We start from the raw sequence: 14,894 nt of genomic DNA on the forward strand, positions 1-14,894 counted from the left end.
CTAAACGTAGAGAATGGTCATTAATCTCAAACGGACGGCACATATGATCGCGCAGGTTAGCCACCCATTGCTCGTGATCATCAAAGGTAGTGGTGCGAATGACCATAAACTCATCGCCCCCCAGCCGACCCACCACGCTTCCAGCCATATAGCTGGCAAGCCGCTGAGCGAAGCGCGCCAGCAGACGGTCACCCTGCTCCACGCCTAAGCTATCGTTAATCGATTTAAGCCCGTCAATGTCGAGCAGCACCATATCCAGGCTCTCACCGGCACGCAGATGGCGTAGCCGCGACGCCATCAAGTCATGTAAACGGCGTCGATTGGGCAACCCCGTCAAGGGGTCCTCATAACCAATGCGCCGCAAATCACTCTCGCGGGCTTTTTGCGCCGAGATATCGGTAAACAGGCTAATAAAGTGAGTGATTTTGCCACGTTCATCGGTGACCGCCCGCACCTTAAGCCACTCAGGGTACTCGTCACCATGCTTGCGTCGATTCCACATCTCGCCTTCCCAGCGACCAGTGGTTTTCAAGGTATTCCAAAAAGCGCGGTAGAAAGCTTTGTCATGCCGTGGCGCAGCTAAGGTATCGAGCTTAAGGCCACGGATTTCATGAACTTCGTAACCGGTAATATCGGTAAATGCGGGGTTAACTGCTAAAACGCGGTTATCTACGTCACTAATCACCATCGCATCGCCTGCCAGCCCCATCGCGTCTTCGGCAAGACGGAGGCGTAAACGTTGCCGCCGCATTTGATTCCAGGCATCCCACAAGCCCACTGCAACTAAGCTTGCCGCCACGATACGCAGCGCTGCATCAGGTATCCATACACAGGCAGGCAAAGCCACTAGCGCTATCCACACTAGCGGTCGATTAAGAGAAACAGGCAGCCACATGGAAATTTTTAGTGTCCTAAAATGAGCTAAATAGAGAATGAGTATCAGGCATACTCACCATGCTGCCCAACAAAACGTGCATATTGCATCTTACGTCAATAGGGCGTTTATTGTGCCAATTCGCTACTCATAAAACAAAACGCCATAATATGAGTCATCGGCAGCACTACAAAAAGCTATAGAAATACACGATAAGTCGCCAACCACGTGCATTCAGAGGTTCCGGGAAGTAGACTAGGCACCAACAACCATTTTGATACTCGGAACGATTCAGTGACCAAGCAACATTCCTTTGATCGCGAAGAACTGCTGGCCTGCTCGCGTGGCGAGCTATTTGGCCCCGGAAATGCACAGCTTCCGGCTCCTAACATGCTAATGCTCGATCGCATCTCGCACATTCACGAAGAAGGCGGTGAGCATGGCAAGGGCGAACTGATCGCCGAGCTGGATATCACCCCTGATCTGTGGTTCTTTGATTGCCACTTCCCTGGTGATCCTGTCATGCCTGGCTGTTTAGGCCTCGACGCCATGTGGCAGCTCGTTGGTTTTTACCTGGGCTGGCTTGGCCACCCCGGCCGCGGACGCGCCCTTGGCTGTGGCCAAGTAAAATTCAGCGGCCAAATTTTACCCGATGCTAAAAAAGTTACGTATCACATTAATGTGAAGCGCATCATTACCCGTCGGCTTATTCTAGGCATTGCCGACGGTACCGTATCCGTTGACGGACGCGACATCTACCAGGCTAATGACCTGCGCGTTGGCCTATTCACCTCCACTGCGAATTTCTAATAGGAGGCTTCCATGCGACGAGTGGTAGTCACCGGCCTTGGCATCGTGTCGTGCTTAGGCAACGACCAGCAACAGGTCTTAGACGCGCTTAAGAACGGGCGCAGCGGTATTCGTTTTAAGGAAGAGTACGCCGAACGCGGCTTCCGTAGTCATGTCGCAGGCAGCGTCAACATCGACCTTGATGCCCTGATTGACCGTAAACTGCGCCGCTTTATGGGCGATGCAGCAGCCTATGCATACGTATCCATGGCCCAGGCGATCGAAGACGCTGGACTATCGGAAGAGCAAGTATCCAACGAGCGCACAGGCCTTATTGCCGGCTCTGGCGGCGCCTCTAGCGCCAATCAGGTTGAAGCGGCAGATGTCATGCGCGAGAAAGGCCTGCGCCGTGTTGGCCCCTATCGAGTTACCCGTACCATGGGCAGCACGGTATCCGCTTGCTTGGCAACACCGTTTAAAATCAAGGGCGTTAATTACTCCATCTCTTCTGCCTGTGCAACGTCTGCCCACTGTATTGGCAGTGCCATGGAGCAGATCCAGCTGGGCAAGCAGGACATAGTGTTTGCTGGCGGCGGTGAAGAGGAGCACTGGACCCTGTCCTGCCTGTTTGATGCCATGGGTGCACTTTCAACCCATTACAACGACACGCCGGAGCAAGCTTCGCGCCCTTACGACCAGGCCCGCGATGGCTTCGTGATTGCAGGTGGCGGCGGCATGCTGGTGCTTGAAGAGTTAGAGCATGCCAAGGCCCGTGGCGCTAAAATTTATGGCGAGCTGGTTGGCTATGGCGCTACCTCAGACGGCCATGACATGGTAGCCCCCTCTGGCGAAGGTGCTACGCGCTGTATGCGCCAAGCAATGGCAACCGTGTCAGGTGATATTGACTACATCAACACACACGGCACATCAACTCCTGTGGGCGATGTAGCCGAGCTCAAAGCAGTTCGTGCGGTGTTTGGTAACTCAACGCCTGCCATGAGCTCAACTAAGTCGCTAACAGGGCACTCACTGGGAGCAACGGGGGTTCAGGAAGCGATTTACTCACTGCTGATGATGCAACATCGCTTTGTCGCCGCCTCTGCCAATGTTGAACAGTTAGACGAGCAGGCTGACGGTTTCGACATTGTGACCGAGCGTCGCGATGACGTTGCCATTGAACGCGTGCTTTCTAACAGTTTTGGCTTTGGTGGCACCAATGCTTGTCTGGTGTTCCAACGCTTTGATGGTTGATAGCAGTGATGATGTGCCTGTAGGCACAAAAAATAATAACGGCGCCTTATGGCGCCGTTATTGTTGCTAGCGTAGGGCCGACCCCATATCAGGTGATTAGCCAAGTGAACTAACTGGTGATTAGCGTGCAGTGGGTCTTGGTATCTCTGAAATCTCCTGTAACTGCCCTTCAATCCACGCTTCTACATCGACCAACACCTCATCTGGCGTGCGTCCAGCGGTTTCAATGGGCATACCAATACGTACTCGCAACACCCCTGGCTGCTTCACCCAATCGCGCCCTGGCCAGCGCTCACCGGCGTTATGCGCTACCGGCAACACTGGTACTCCTGCCCGACAGGCCACCACACTACCGCTTTTGTTATAGCGCTTGCGGACACCGGGATCAACGCGGGTTCCTTCTGGAAAAATTAACACCGAAAGTCCGGTACCCAAGCGCGCTACGCCCTGCGTTAGCACCTGCTTCATAGCTCTGGCTGGCTTTGAACGGTCCAGGCTAATCGGCCGTAGTAGCCGTAACCCCCAGCCAAACACCGGTATTTTCAATAGTTCCTGCTTTAACACCGTGCACACCGGCGGTTTCATCACCTGTAGGAAAACCGTTTCCCACTCGCACTGGTGATTAGCCTGGATAACACAGGGACCATCGGGAATATTTTCACGCCCTTGGATGTCGTAGCTCACGCCGCAGGCAACTTTAAACCACACCATCAAGAAGTAGTTATAAAGATTGAGCAGCCGATAGCGGGCTGCGAGAGGTAGAAAAGGTGCAATAGGCAGAAATAGCACGCCAATCACCAGCATGGCGAAGAAGTAACCAAAGTAAAATACCAGGCTGCGAACCACATTGATCAAGCCGTCTCTCCTGTTTCAGCGCCACTCTGCTGATCACGCGTCAAGCACCACGCATCTAACATGCGGCCGACTTCAAGCCGCCAGGGTTTTTGATGTACACCAAACACATCCAATACACGACGGCAATTTAACACCCGACGCAGCTTGGCATCATGATGGTGGTTCAATGCTTGCACCTCGCCCAGGGTAATCATCTCACCACGCCCCTCTAGATGGGTCGCTAGCTGCGTTCTAACCATGGAAGTAAACGTAAACGCACTCACCGGCTCAGTGCCTGCTAAATGATAAGCTCCCCAGGCATCCGCTCCGCAGGCCTGCTGCTGCAGCATGCCCATTAACGCCATCGCAACAGCATCCGCTGAAGTCGGGCAAAAGATAACATCTTCAGCCGCACGCACATTTTGTCCCATCACAAGGCTATCAATAATCTCGCTTAGCCACGCACGGCTACCCTCTAGGGCAAACAGCGGTCCCAAGCGGACAATTAAGTGGCGGTGATACTCGGCACGAATACGATCGCCAGTGTCGACTAAGCGCCGTAAACATTCATCCCGCGGTGCAGGTACCACATGCTCATCAATCGGTACATCAAAACCATCTTCATAGAGCTGGTCGGAGACACACCACACCAACGCAACCTCCTGGGCCTGGCAAGCATCCAAACATATATCCACCGCATCAGCATGGGCTTTCACTGCCGCTGGCGTCATGCTTAATGGATGTGCCAAGGGAGGGATAATCACCGCGTCAGGAGCAATCGTTTGAAGCTCTGCAGCCGTGACTGTCAACCCTTGTTCGATAACAAGCTCTGCATCGGTACGGCGGCTCGCTTCTCGGGCTAATGCCAAACTTAAGCAATGCCCGGCATCTAAAATCAGCAGCTTCACGACAGACTCTCTCCCTTAACCCAGGAACGTGCTAACGCTTTACTTTTAACCAGCAACGCTAGAATGGGATTTCATCGTCAAAGTCGTCGAAATTGCCTGGATCAGGCGCACCGTAGTTACTGTTTTGATTACCCGGTGCAGGCTGATTGCGTTGCGGCGCAGGCTGTGCACCACGCTGTGCTGCGTTGCCATAATTGCCTTGCGGTGCTCCACCACCCTGTGGGAAAGCACTCGGCTGCGGTGGCACGCTCTGAGCAGGCGGAGTCTGCCCTGGAGGAGTGCCTTGCCCATAATTACTTTGAGCGGGAGCGTTCTGAGGATGACTGCCCTGCGGGCTATTACCCTGAGCGTAATTTCCCTGAGGCATGCCACCGCCTTGGAAATCACCACTGCGGCCGTCGAGCATTTGCATATCGTTGGCAACAATTTCAGTGCTATAACGATCTTGGCCGTTCTGGTCTTGCCACTTGCGCGTTTGCAGACGGCCTTCGATATAAACCTTGGCGCCTTTTTTCAAATACTGTTGGGCAATTTCAGCCGTTTTATTAAACAACACCACTCTATGCCATTCGGTGCGCTCTTGGCGCTGACCGCTCTGACGATCCATCCAAGTGTCGGAGGTCGCGAGGTTCAAATTCGCTACGGCCGTGCCGGAAGGGGTAAACCGTACTTCGGGGTCTTGGCCTAGATTGCCAATCAAAATGACTTTGTTAATTCCGCGCGCCATAGATCGCTCCTTTTTAATAATCGGTCATAAAAAAAGTCTGCCGATGATACCCTGGGCATCATCGGCCTCGCTGCCTGCTGCGCAATATCGAGCAGCTTAGCAGGGTTAATGCTTGGGCGGCGGAATCAACCTAGTTAAGGCCGCCTGATCAAGCTGCTGGCGATTTACTTTCAAGTATACAAGGCGCTCTTCAGGTACCACCATCACGTCCTCAACCCCCGCAACGTCTGCCAGGTGCTCCATTAGCAGATCTAGCGCATCAGGCTGTGTATCGTGTAGAGCGAGCACCTCGCTGGATAATGGCGGCGGCGATGGCATACGCAGCATAGCCAGCCACCACAGCAGTGCCAAGAAGGCACAGCCAATAAACACCGCGTTAAGCCCCCAGGTATGCGCCAGCAGGCCACCTAACGTGCCGCCTAAAAAAGCACCTAAGAACTGACTGGTGGAGTACACGCCCATTGCGGTGCCTTTAGCGCCGGCAGGAGCGAGCTTACTCATCATCGAAGGCAGAGTCGCTTCCAGCAAGTTAAAACCGGTAAAGAACACAAAGAGCCACACAAATAGCCAGTGCCCCTGGGAGAGCGGCAACCCCAAGCTGCTCAAACTCACTACGATAGCTCCGATTGCGAGCAGACACATTGCTTTCATCTGCTGTCGCTTCTCGGCCACAATCACCAGCGGTACCATAGCAACAAAAGAGAGCGCCATTATCCCTAAATAGGCCAGCCCGTGGTGCTCAACCGCAACCCCTGCACTGAGTAGCCGAAACGGGACTGCCACGAATATCGCCATCAGCACTAAGTGTAGGGCAAAGATGGACAAATCTAAGCGCCATAGGTCTGGGCGGGTAACCACATTTTTAAATTGCTGGCGATCCATACCTACATCGCGATGGCGCAAACGGCGTGGCGCAGGTGGTACCCAGCGCCAAAGCACCAACAAACCCACTAGGGTAAGTAAAGCCGTAAACCAAAACACGCCCGCCAAGCCTGCCCAAGCGGCCAGCCAAGGTCCTACCACCATGGCAATAGCAAACGATACGCCAATCGACAATCCGATGGTGGCCATTGCAGCCGTGCGCACTTGTTCTCGGGTTTGGTCGGCAAGCAACGCCATGATTGCCGCCGCTATCGCCCCACTCCCCTGCAGGGCACGCCCCAAGATAACTCCCCAAATCGAGTCAGCCATCGCCGCCACTACGCTACCCAGAGCAAAAATTATCAGCCCCATGGCAATAACACGCTTGCGGCCAATACGGTCGGAAAGCAGACCAAACGGTATCTGCAGAGTCGCTTGGGTCAATCCATAAATACCCAGCGCTACGCCTATTAATAGCGGTGTCGACCCTGCAAGCGTATCGGCATAAATCGCCAATACCGGCAACACCATGAAAAGTCCCAACATACGAGACGCATAGAGGCCAGCTAAGCCGCTGATTGCACGGCGTTCAGCGACCAGCAGCAGTGCGGAAACCTTGCGCATAATTCCCTTATGTATGGTGGATGGGCCAAACGGCCTAAAATAACCGACCATTCTAGCGCTTTGTACTCAGGCTGGAAACGCTAACTACCTGTGTATTACCGCAGGGGGTTTTGCCGGGAGGGGTACAAGAAACGTATAATTACGCTTTTGCCACGCGATTCGAGGTGTTGATGGACAGCATTCTGGTCAGGGGTGCCCGCACCCACAACCTCAAGCAGATCGATGTGGAGCTGCCACGCGATAAACTGATTGTTATTACAGGCCTTTCAGGCTCAGGAAAGTCGTCGCTGGCGTTTGACACGCTCTATGCTGAAGGACAGCGCCGTTATGTAGAGTCACTCTCCACCTATGCGCGCCAGTTTCTTTCGATGATGGAAAAGCCCGATGTAGATCACATTGAGGGGCTTTCACCTGCGATCTCTATCGAACAAAAGTCTACTTCTCACAACCCTCGCTCTACCGTTGGCACTATTACTGAAATTTATGACTACCTGCGCCTGATGTTTGCCCGTGCCGGTACACCGCGCTGCCCAGAGCATGGCGAAGACCTTGAGGCACAAACGATTTCGCAAATGGTCGATCAGGTAATGAACCTGGCCGAAGGCACCAAGCTAATGCTATTAGCGCCAGTGGTGAAAGGTCGTAAAGGGGAGCATCTGCAGCTGCTGGCCGAGCTTCGTGCTCAAGGCTTTGTGCGGGTGCAAATTGATGGCCAAGTGCTTGAGTTAGATGATATTGCACCTCTGGATAAACGCAAAAAGCACGACATCAGTGTGGTGGTTGACCGCTTTAAAGTACGCGACGATATTGCCCAACGTTTAGCGGAGTCGTTTGAAACTGCGCTTAACTTGGCCGATGGCACGGCGATGATCCACTTCATGGACGGCGAACAAAGCGATCTCGTTTTTTCATCGCGCTTTGCCTGCCCAGTGTGCGGCTACTCGCTCTCTGAGCTTGAACCACGCATGTTCTCGTTTAATAACCCTGCAGGTGCCTGCCCTACTTGTGACGGCCTAGGCGTGCAGCAATATTTTGATCCTGAAAAGCTGATCAGCCACCCGGAGCTTTCGCTCGCTGAAGGCGTTATTAAAGGCTGGGACCGGCGCAATATTTACTATTTCACCCAGTTACAGGCGCTCGCCAAGCATTACCGTTTTGAGCTTGAAACGCCCTGGAGCGAGCTTGCCCGCCATGAGCAAGAGATTATTCTCAATGGCAGCGGCGACGAGCAAATTCCGTTCACTTACGTGGGCGATCGAGGCCACAAGATAACCCGCGAGCACGCCTTTGAGGGCGTACTACCCAACATGCAGCGTCGTTACCGGGAAACCGAATCCAACATGGTGCGTGACGACCTCGCCAAGTACATCGCCGTGCAGCCCTGCACCACCTGCAATGGTTCGCGGCTACGTAAAGAGTCTCTTCATGTTTATGTAGATGACCGCAATATTGCAGATATTGTGCGCCTCCCCATCGGCGAGGCATGGCACTACTTTGCCAATCTAAGCCTACCAGGTCGAAAAGGCGAAATTGCCGACAAAATTGTCAATGAGATCCATGCCCGCTTGGAGTTTCTGGTCAACGTGGGGCTTGATTATCTGAGCCTGGAGCGCAGCGCTGACACCCTTTCCGGTGGCGAGGCCCAGCGGATTCGCCTGGCCAGCCAAATTGGTGCAGGGCTGGTCGGCGTCATGTACATCCTCGATGAGCCCTCCATTGGGCTCCACCAGCGTGATAACGACCGCCTCTTAAAAACGTTGGAGCGGCTGCGGGATTTAGGCAATACGGTCATTGTGGTAGAGCACGACGAGGATGCCATACGTGCTGCTGACCACGTACTGGACATCGGCCCAGGCGCAGGCATTCACGGCGGTGAAATCGTCGCCCAGGGCACGCCCCAAGACGTTATGGACAACCCTAACTCACTGACTGGCCAGTATCTTTCTGGCACCCGGGAAATCGCTGTCCCCCCCTACAGGATTCCCGGCAACCCGGAAAAACAGCTGGTGCTACGCGGCGCGACGGGTAATAACCTGCAAGATGTCACGCTGAGCCTACCTCTGGGGCTATTTATTGCCGTAACAGGTGTGTCGGGGTCAGGTAAGTCAACGCTGATTAATGGCACCTTGATGCCAATTGCAGCACGTGAGCTAAACCGGGCAACCACGCTTACCCCTGCCCCCTACACTAAAATTGAGGGCCTGGACCAGCTCGATAAAGTGATCGATATCGACCAGAGCCCCATTGGCCGTACACCGCGCTCCAATCCTGCAACGTACACCGGAATTTTCACACCGATTCGCGAGCTGTTTGCCGGCACTCAGGAAGCGCGCTCCCGGGGCTATAAACCTGGCCGCTTTAGCTTTAACGTTAAGGGCGGGCGCTGCGAAGCATGTCAGGGTGAAGGCATGATCAAGGTAGAGATGCACTTCCTGCCGGACATCTACGTGCCCTGTGATGTGTGTAAAGGCAAGCGCTACAATCGCGAAACCCTGGACATTCACTATAAAGGCAAAACGATTGATGAAGTGCTGGCCATGACGGTGGAAGACGCCTTAGCGTTTTTCAGCCCAGTGCCTGCCATTGCCCGCCGTCTGCAAACGCTGTTGGATGTGGGGCTCTCTTATATCCGCTTAGGGCAAAGCGCTACCACCTTATCAGGCGGTGAAGCCCAGCGGGTTAAGCTCGCTCGTGAGCTGGCTAAGCGCGATACCGGAAAAACACTGTATATTTTGGATGAGCCCACCACCGGTCTACACTTTGAGGATATTCGTCAGCTACTGACGGTGCTGCACCGTCTGCGCGATCACGGCAACACGATTGTAGTCATTGAGCACAATTTAGATGTGATCAAAACCGCCGACTGGATTATTGACCTTGGGCCAGAGGGCGGTTCTGGCGGTGGTCAGATTATTGCTGAAGGCACCCCGGAACAGATTGCCAAGCAGCAGGTCTCTCATACCGGGCGTTTTTTAGCTCCGTTACTGGCAAGAGGTAAGCGCAACTGAGCTCACCTGCATTTAAGCGCTTGAATACCAACAAACAGGGCGAGCAACACTCGCCCTAGAGGGCTATGAACAATTATAAAAGACCGGGCAACATTGGTAAGTTCTGTTTATATTATTTAGCGGTATGGCTTAACAATAGCAGTTAGCTCTTGAGGAGAAAGGAAGCTGTGGATCAGGATAAAAGCTGTATTATTCGCCACTTTAGTCACTACTGTTCGTTGACTGAAGAGGAAAAGCAGTTACTGGCCTCCCTTGAAGAGAGCCCAACCGATATTAAGGCAGGCGCTTTACTCTGGGATGCTGGCAACCCGGCTAACGAGTTCTGCACCATCAGAAGCGGTTGGGCTTACTCCTTCCGCCAACTCGAGAACGGCGATCGGCAAATACTGGAAATCTTTTTGCCCGGCGATATTATTGGCCTACGTGAATTTGCTTTTTCACAACGGCTGGACAGCGTGCGCATGATCTCGGATGGTGTGATATGCCATTTCCCCCATAAGCGCATCCTTGAACTCTTCCGCCAATCACTCACACTGACATCGGTGATGTTCTCTATTGGTAGCCGGCAACAAGCGCTGCTCACAGAGCGCCTCGTCAACCTAGCAAGGCGCAGTGCCAGACAAAAAATGGCTCACTTCCTACACGAAATGTATATCCGTCTGCGTCAAACCAACCGCGATATTAGCGGGCAGTTCCGCTTGCCTCTGTCACAGGAACAGCTTGCGGATATTTTGGGGCTAAGCCCTGTACATGTGAGCCGCACCTTTAGTGCACTAAGTGAGGATGGGCTAGTTTTCCGTGATCGTCATCACGTCACTATTCCTGACCTGGCAGCCCTAGCCACTGAGGGTCAGTTTGACGACTGCTACCTTACCGATAGCCTTCGACCGCTGCTTGCGTATTCTGCATGAACAATCGCGTGCCGACGGCACGCGGTCGTTTACTAACTAGCCGCACTTAGACCAGCCACAGCCCGCGTAACAGGTGGGGCAGCCGTCCATCATAATGAGTTCCCCGCGGCACTCTGGGCAGTTGCCGACACTTACGGGGCCACTGCCTTCAGGCTTTTTTACCGGAGCGCTTCCCCCACTACCCGGCTCCACTATCTCCTGGGTTACTGGAGCGGGTTCGGTTGCCTCTTCAGGTTGCCAAGCATGGCCATGTTGCAGACGGTGTGCATAGCGCTCGACCAGCATTTCTACCGGCACTTGATTACCATCCTGATCAAGAAAACCGCGTCGATAGAGGATCTGCTGAATCGACCAGGCAATCGCTGCAACTTCTGAATCGTGAAACATGGGTTTCTTCCAGCGATTCATTCCGCAGCGCACTAAGCCTTTATCCCATGCCACCTTGCGTAGATCGGCGACTGCCTGAGTCGCGTACCCCCCCCGTGCCGCCAGCGAGAGGCTACGCATGGTAGCGGTGATCCACTGGTGTTCACTGGAGAGCTGCCCTGAAGGAAAAAAGAACTCCACCGGACGCTCAATCACCACGCGTCTACCGCCAATAACGCCTTCCACCGGCATAAACGACACCAGTAGATAAACTTTCTTGCGCCCTTCCGCCCCGACATAAGAAATCTTTTCAGACACCGCCTCCAAGGTGCCTTCCGGGCGTGACGGAATACGCACCGTCAGCGGGTTTTCATCCTGCAGCTCAGGCGCTGGTACGGCCTGCTCCTGCTGTTTGATGCGATAACCAACAATTTTTGAGGTAATTTCAACAGTCATATCGTTCTCCACTAAGCAAAGGTGTGCTGGGGTTGTCGTCAGTAAGGCAGCACGTACTCACCATTTGCCGTAGGTGCCCTCTTTCAGGCCATCAAACAGGTTTGCGGCATTATGCTCTTCACCGTCGTAAATCACTGTTTCATCACCAGCAAGCTCTAGGGTTTCGCCGTTTTCCAGCTCAAACACATACGTTGTGTTTTTAAGGTCCTCTTCGCGCACCAGTACGCCCTGAAAGGCTTCGGGGTTGAAGCGGAAGGTAGTACAACCTTTTAAGCGGCTTTCGTAGGCTTGTAGGTACAGGCTCTGGAAGTTTTCAAACGGAAACTCTGTTGGCACGTTAACCGTTTTAGAAATAGCCGAATCGATCCACTGCTGGGCGGCTGCCTGCACGGCCACGTGCTGCTCGGGAGACACCGAGTCTGCGGTAATAAAGTAGTCGGGTAGATCGCTCTCCACTGCGTCGGCAGCAATAAAGTGACGGTAGGCCGCCAGCTCAAACGAGACCACTTCGACCTGCTCTTTGGTCTTTTTGCCCGACTGGATAATATTGCGGAAGTAGCGGTGTGAAAACGATGGTTCAATACCGTTAGAGGCATTGTTGCCCATGGAGAGCGAAATAGTACCGGTGGGTGCAATAGAGCTGTGGTGGGTAAAGCGTGCACCATGCTCAGCAAGTGCTGCCACCAGTTCTGGTTCTAATTCGGCGACTTTTGCCATGTACTGGCTATAGCGTGCATGCAGAATACGTCCTGGCACCTTGTCACCAACTTCGTAGCCATCGTTGGCTAGCTGGGGGCGTTCGCGCATCATCTTCGGTGTAATGGTGTGCTCTTGCTCAAGTACAGGTGCCATGCCTTTCTCTTTGGAAAGCTCTAGCGCTTGCTTCCACCCCTCCAGAGCGAGGTGGCGACTTACTTCTTCAGTGAAGGCCAGCGATGCTTCAGAGCCATAGGGAATTTTGAGCATCGTTAGCGTCGAACCTAGCCCCAGAAAGCCCATCCCATGACGGCGTTTAGCTTCAATTTCACGCTGCTGCTGGGGGAGCGGCAGGCCTGCAATCTCCACGACGTTATCCAGCATGCGGGTAAAGATCGCGACGACTTTACGGTAGCGCTCCCAGTCAAAGCATGGCTCAGCGCCAAACGGGTCAATGACAAACTTGGTCAGGTTCACAGACCCCAGCAAGCAGGCACCTTCTGGCGGCAGCGGCTGTTCACCACAGGGATTCGTGGCACGGATATCTTCACAGAACCAGTTGTTGTTCATGCGATTGACTTGGTCAATCAGAATAAAGCCGGGCTCGGCGTAGTCGTAGGTTGAGGACATGATGGTGTCCCACAACTCTCGCGCTTTGATTACCTCAACAATGCGGCATGCGACACGCCCTTCGGCATCCACCGTGTAGCCCTCTTCGACCACCGGCCAGTCGCGGTAGATCAGGTCTTCTGCTTTAACGTCATCTCTCTCACCAGGGTGTAGTGGGAAGGCTAATGGCCAATCCGCGTTGCTTTTCACCGCTTCCATAAACTCATCGGTGATCAGCAGGCTTAGATTGAACTGACGGAGGCGACCTGCTTCACGCTTAGCTTGAATAAACTCACGCACATCCGGATGCCCCACATCAAAGGTACCCATCTGGGCGCCACGACGCCCTCCAGCAGAGGCCACGGTGAAACACATCTTGTCGTAGATATCCATAAACGCCAACGGACCATTGGTGCCTGCGCCAGCGCCAAAGACGAAGGCGCCCTTATGGCGCAGCGTCGAAAAGTCGTAGCCAATGCCAGCACCGGACTTCAGCGTCATACCAGCATCCACCACGGAATCGAGGATATCGCGCATTGAATCACGAATGGTACGCGACACTGTGCAGTTAATTAGGCTCACCGCTGGCTTATACGCTTCAGCGCCGGCATTAGATAAAATTCTTCCCGCTGGAATAGCGCCGTTTTCCAATGCCCAGCGAAACTTCGGCAACCACTCGCCAGCATTGTCCCCTTCAACCGCTGCCAAAGCCCGTGCAACTCGCTCGAAGGTAGCACCCACGTCCTGGTCAACAGGGTGACTATGGCGATCTTTAAGACGATATTTAGCGTCCCAGATCTCCCGAGAGGGTGCCTGCATCGGGACATCATTAGAGGTCTTCATAGCCTTCGCAGCGGTGCTCATGACGCAAAACTCCTTCATAGTGAGGTGCATAGTGAGGTGAATACAACGATCAAACGGTAGATTTTTAGGCCGTACGGGTATGAAGTATAGACACGCCTACACCATATAAGACATATTTTTAACCACCGACTACCATATATAGAAAAATCAGCGCGTTACCTTTTGTTGGAAACAAACACGCTATAGGCTATGCGTTTTCTTGTGCGATATGACTCATGCCAACGATTACCTCTCTACCCCGCATTGTTGTTAACTGTATTACTGCTAACTGCATTACTGGCGGTGCTCTCTTAGCCGTGGCTTCATTTGCTACTGCTGCGACCTTTAATGTCGAGCAGACCGAGGCACATGGCCATTGGCAGTCGTTGGTGCTTGCGCTAGGTGACGAGCGCCACTTTCGCGCAGTGGAGACCCATAGCTATTCGGATGCTACGTTAAGTCTCAATACCACTCAGGGTGTTTGTGATTTACCCTGGCTGGAAATGCGCGTTACGCTTGAGCAACAGCAGGGAGAAAGCAGAGCTGTTAACCTTGTACCTGCAAGGCTGAGGATCGACGAACAACCGATTATAGATACTATGGCCGAGTTTATTACCGAACGCGGTGATGATGGCTTTTATGCACACTTCTATCTCAGCGAAATACATACGCTGATAGATGATATGCGCCAGGGTGATCAGCTATTTATTGGCTTTGACCAAGAAGCCCTGGAACCTTGGTATATGACGTTTAGTTTGGAGGGTGCCGACGGGGCAATCGGGCGTATGCAGAACTTGTGCGAGGAGTCCCCCACACACGTTTCATAGCTCATACCCCATGCTCATCATCCATGGTTTATCCCCCTCAACATTAACGCACCATTAACCTTAGAGTATTAGAGCATCAATGGGCTGAGGCCGGGAGAAGAGGTAGCCTTGATATGCAAGGCATCCTTGAGCAGAGAGCCAGTCACGGTGTGCCTGGGTCTCGACACCTTCCGCAATGACATCTAACTCGAGGCTGTGGGCTAGCGCGATCACCGTGCGAACAATAGCGGCATCGGCAGGATCTTCCAGCACATCCCGAACGAAGGACTGATCGATTTTCAACTGATCCAACGGTAGCTGTTTTAGGTAG

At 53.4% G+C, this 14,894-nt stretch carries 13 protein-coding genes; 5 read left to right on the plus strand and 8 right to left on the minus strand.

Annotated features, from left to right (window positions below; genetic code table 11):
* The coding region (locus tag CPA45_RS21955; protein ID WP_133066812.1) for a sensor domain-containing diguanylate cyclase at nucleotides 1-895 on the minus strand (895 nt) is incomplete at its 3' end.
* Nucleotides 896-1,168: 273 nt separating this feature from the next.
* Here CPA45_RS21955 and fabA point away from each other — a divergent pair.
* Nucleotides 1,169-1,684 carry a 3-hydroxyacyl-[acyl-carrier-protein] dehydratase FabA gene (fabA, locus tag CPA45_RS21960; protein ID WP_096655377.1) on the plus strand — a complete coding sequence of 172 codons (516 nt, stop codon included), beginning with the start codon at nucleotides 1,169-1,171 and terminating at the stop codon, nucleotides 1,682-1,684.
* A 12-nt stretch (nucleotides 1,685-1,696) separates the two neighbouring features.
* The gene (fabB, locus tag CPA45_RS21965; protein ID WP_096655379.1) at nucleotides 1,697-2,914 is read left to right on the plus strand and encodes a beta-ketoacyl-ACP synthase I; all 1,218 of its coding nucleotides are present in this window, start codon (nucleotides 1,697-1,699) and stop codon (nucleotides 2,912-2,914) included.
* Between the two features lie 120 nt (nucleotides 2,915-3,034).
* On the opposite strand, the gene CPA45_RS21970 is transcribed toward fabB, so the two are convergent.
* From CPA45_RS21970 to CPA45_RS21985, 4 genes are all read right to left on the minus strand, one after another.
* Nucleotides 3,035-3,769, minus strand: a complete 735-nt coding sequence (locus tag CPA45_RS21970; RefSeq protein ID WP_096655381.1) for a lysophospholipid acyltransferase family protein — start codon at nucleotides 3,767-3,769, stop codon at nucleotides 3,035-3,037.
* The gene (locus CPA45_RS21975) at nucleotides 3,766-4,656 is read right to left on the minus strand and encodes a sugar nucleotide-binding protein (protein ID WP_096655383.1); all 891 of its coding nucleotides are present in this window, start codon (nucleotides 4,654-4,656) and stop codon (nucleotides 3,766-3,768) included. The genes CPA45_RS21970 and CPA45_RS21975 overlap by 4 nt, the downstream gene beginning before the upstream one ends.
* Before the next feature lie 58 nt (nucleotides 4,657-4,714).
* A complete protein-coding gene (locus CPA45_RS21980; RefSeq protein ID WP_096655385.1) occupies nucleotides 4,715-5,383 on the minus strand; it encodes a single-stranded DNA-binding protein in 669 nt (222 codons plus the stop codon).
* A gap of 105 nt (nucleotides 5,384-5,488) precedes the next feature.
* Entirely contained in the window at nucleotides 5,489-6,868 is a 1,380-nt protein-coding gene (locus CPA45_RS21985) for an MFS transporter (RefSeq protein ID WP_096655397.1), read from the minus strand.
* A gap of 170 nt (nucleotides 6,869-7,038) precedes the next feature.
* Here CPA45_RS21985 and uvrA point away from each other — a divergent pair, with 170 nt between their 5' ends.
* Together uvrA and CPA45_RS21995 are read left to right on the plus strand one after the other, a co-directional pair.
* Nucleotides 7,039-9,876, plus strand: coding sequence for an excinuclease ABC subunit UvrA (gene uvrA, locus CPA45_RS21990; protein ID WP_096655387.1), 2,838 nt, complete (start codon nucleotides 7,039-7,041; stop codon nucleotides 9,874-9,876).
* A 167-nt stretch (nucleotides 9,877-10,043) separates the two neighbouring features.
* Nucleotides 10,044-10,787, plus strand: a complete 744-nt coding sequence (locus CPA45_RS21995) for a Crp/Fnr family transcriptional regulator (RefSeq protein ID WP_096655389.1) — start codon at nucleotides 10,044-10,046, stop codon at nucleotides 10,785-10,787.
* A gap of 36 nt (nucleotides 10,788-10,823) precedes the next feature.
* Here the strand turns inward: CPA45_RS21995 and CPA45_RS22000 are convergent, their stop codons facing one another.
* Together CPA45_RS22000 and CPA45_RS22005 are read right to left on the minus strand one after the other, a co-directional pair.
* The gene (locus CPA45_RS22000; RefSeq protein WP_096655391.1) at nucleotides 10,824-11,609 is read right to left on the minus strand and encodes a ribonucleoside-diphosphate reductase; all 786 of its coding nucleotides are present in this window, start codon (nucleotides 11,607-11,609) and stop codon (nucleotides 10,824-10,826) included.
* Nucleotides 11,610-11,666: 57 nt separating this feature from the next.
* Nucleotides 11,667-13,778, minus strand: a complete 2,112-nt coding sequence (locus tag CPA45_RS22005) for an adenosylcobalamin-dependent ribonucleoside-diphosphate reductase (RefSeq protein ID WP_096655393.1) — start codon at nucleotides 13,776-13,778, stop codon at nucleotides 11,667-11,669.
* Between the two features lie 215 nt (nucleotides 13,779-13,993).
* On the opposite strand from CPA45_RS22005, the gene CPA45_RS22010 reads away from it, so the two are divergent.
* Complete coding sequence (locus CPA45_RS22010; RefSeq protein WP_096655395.1) at nucleotides 13,994-14,584, plus strand: hypothetical protein; 591 nt, start codon at nucleotides 13,994-13,996, stop codon at nucleotides 14,582-14,584.
* A 60-nt stretch (nucleotides 14,585-14,644) separates the two neighbouring features.
* On the opposite strand, the gene CPA45_RS22015 is transcribed toward CPA45_RS22010, so the two are convergent.
* The coding region (locus tag CPA45_RS22015; RefSeq protein ID WP_133066813.1) for an EAL domain-containing protein at nucleotides 14,645-14,894 on the minus strand (250 nt) is incomplete at its 5' end.

The sequence above is a fragment of the Vreelandella nigrificans genome (assembly GCF_002374315.1).
GTDB classification, from domain to species: domain Bacteria; phylum Pseudomonadota; class Gammaproteobacteria; order Pseudomonadales; family Halomonadaceae; genus Vreelandella; species Vreelandella nigrificans.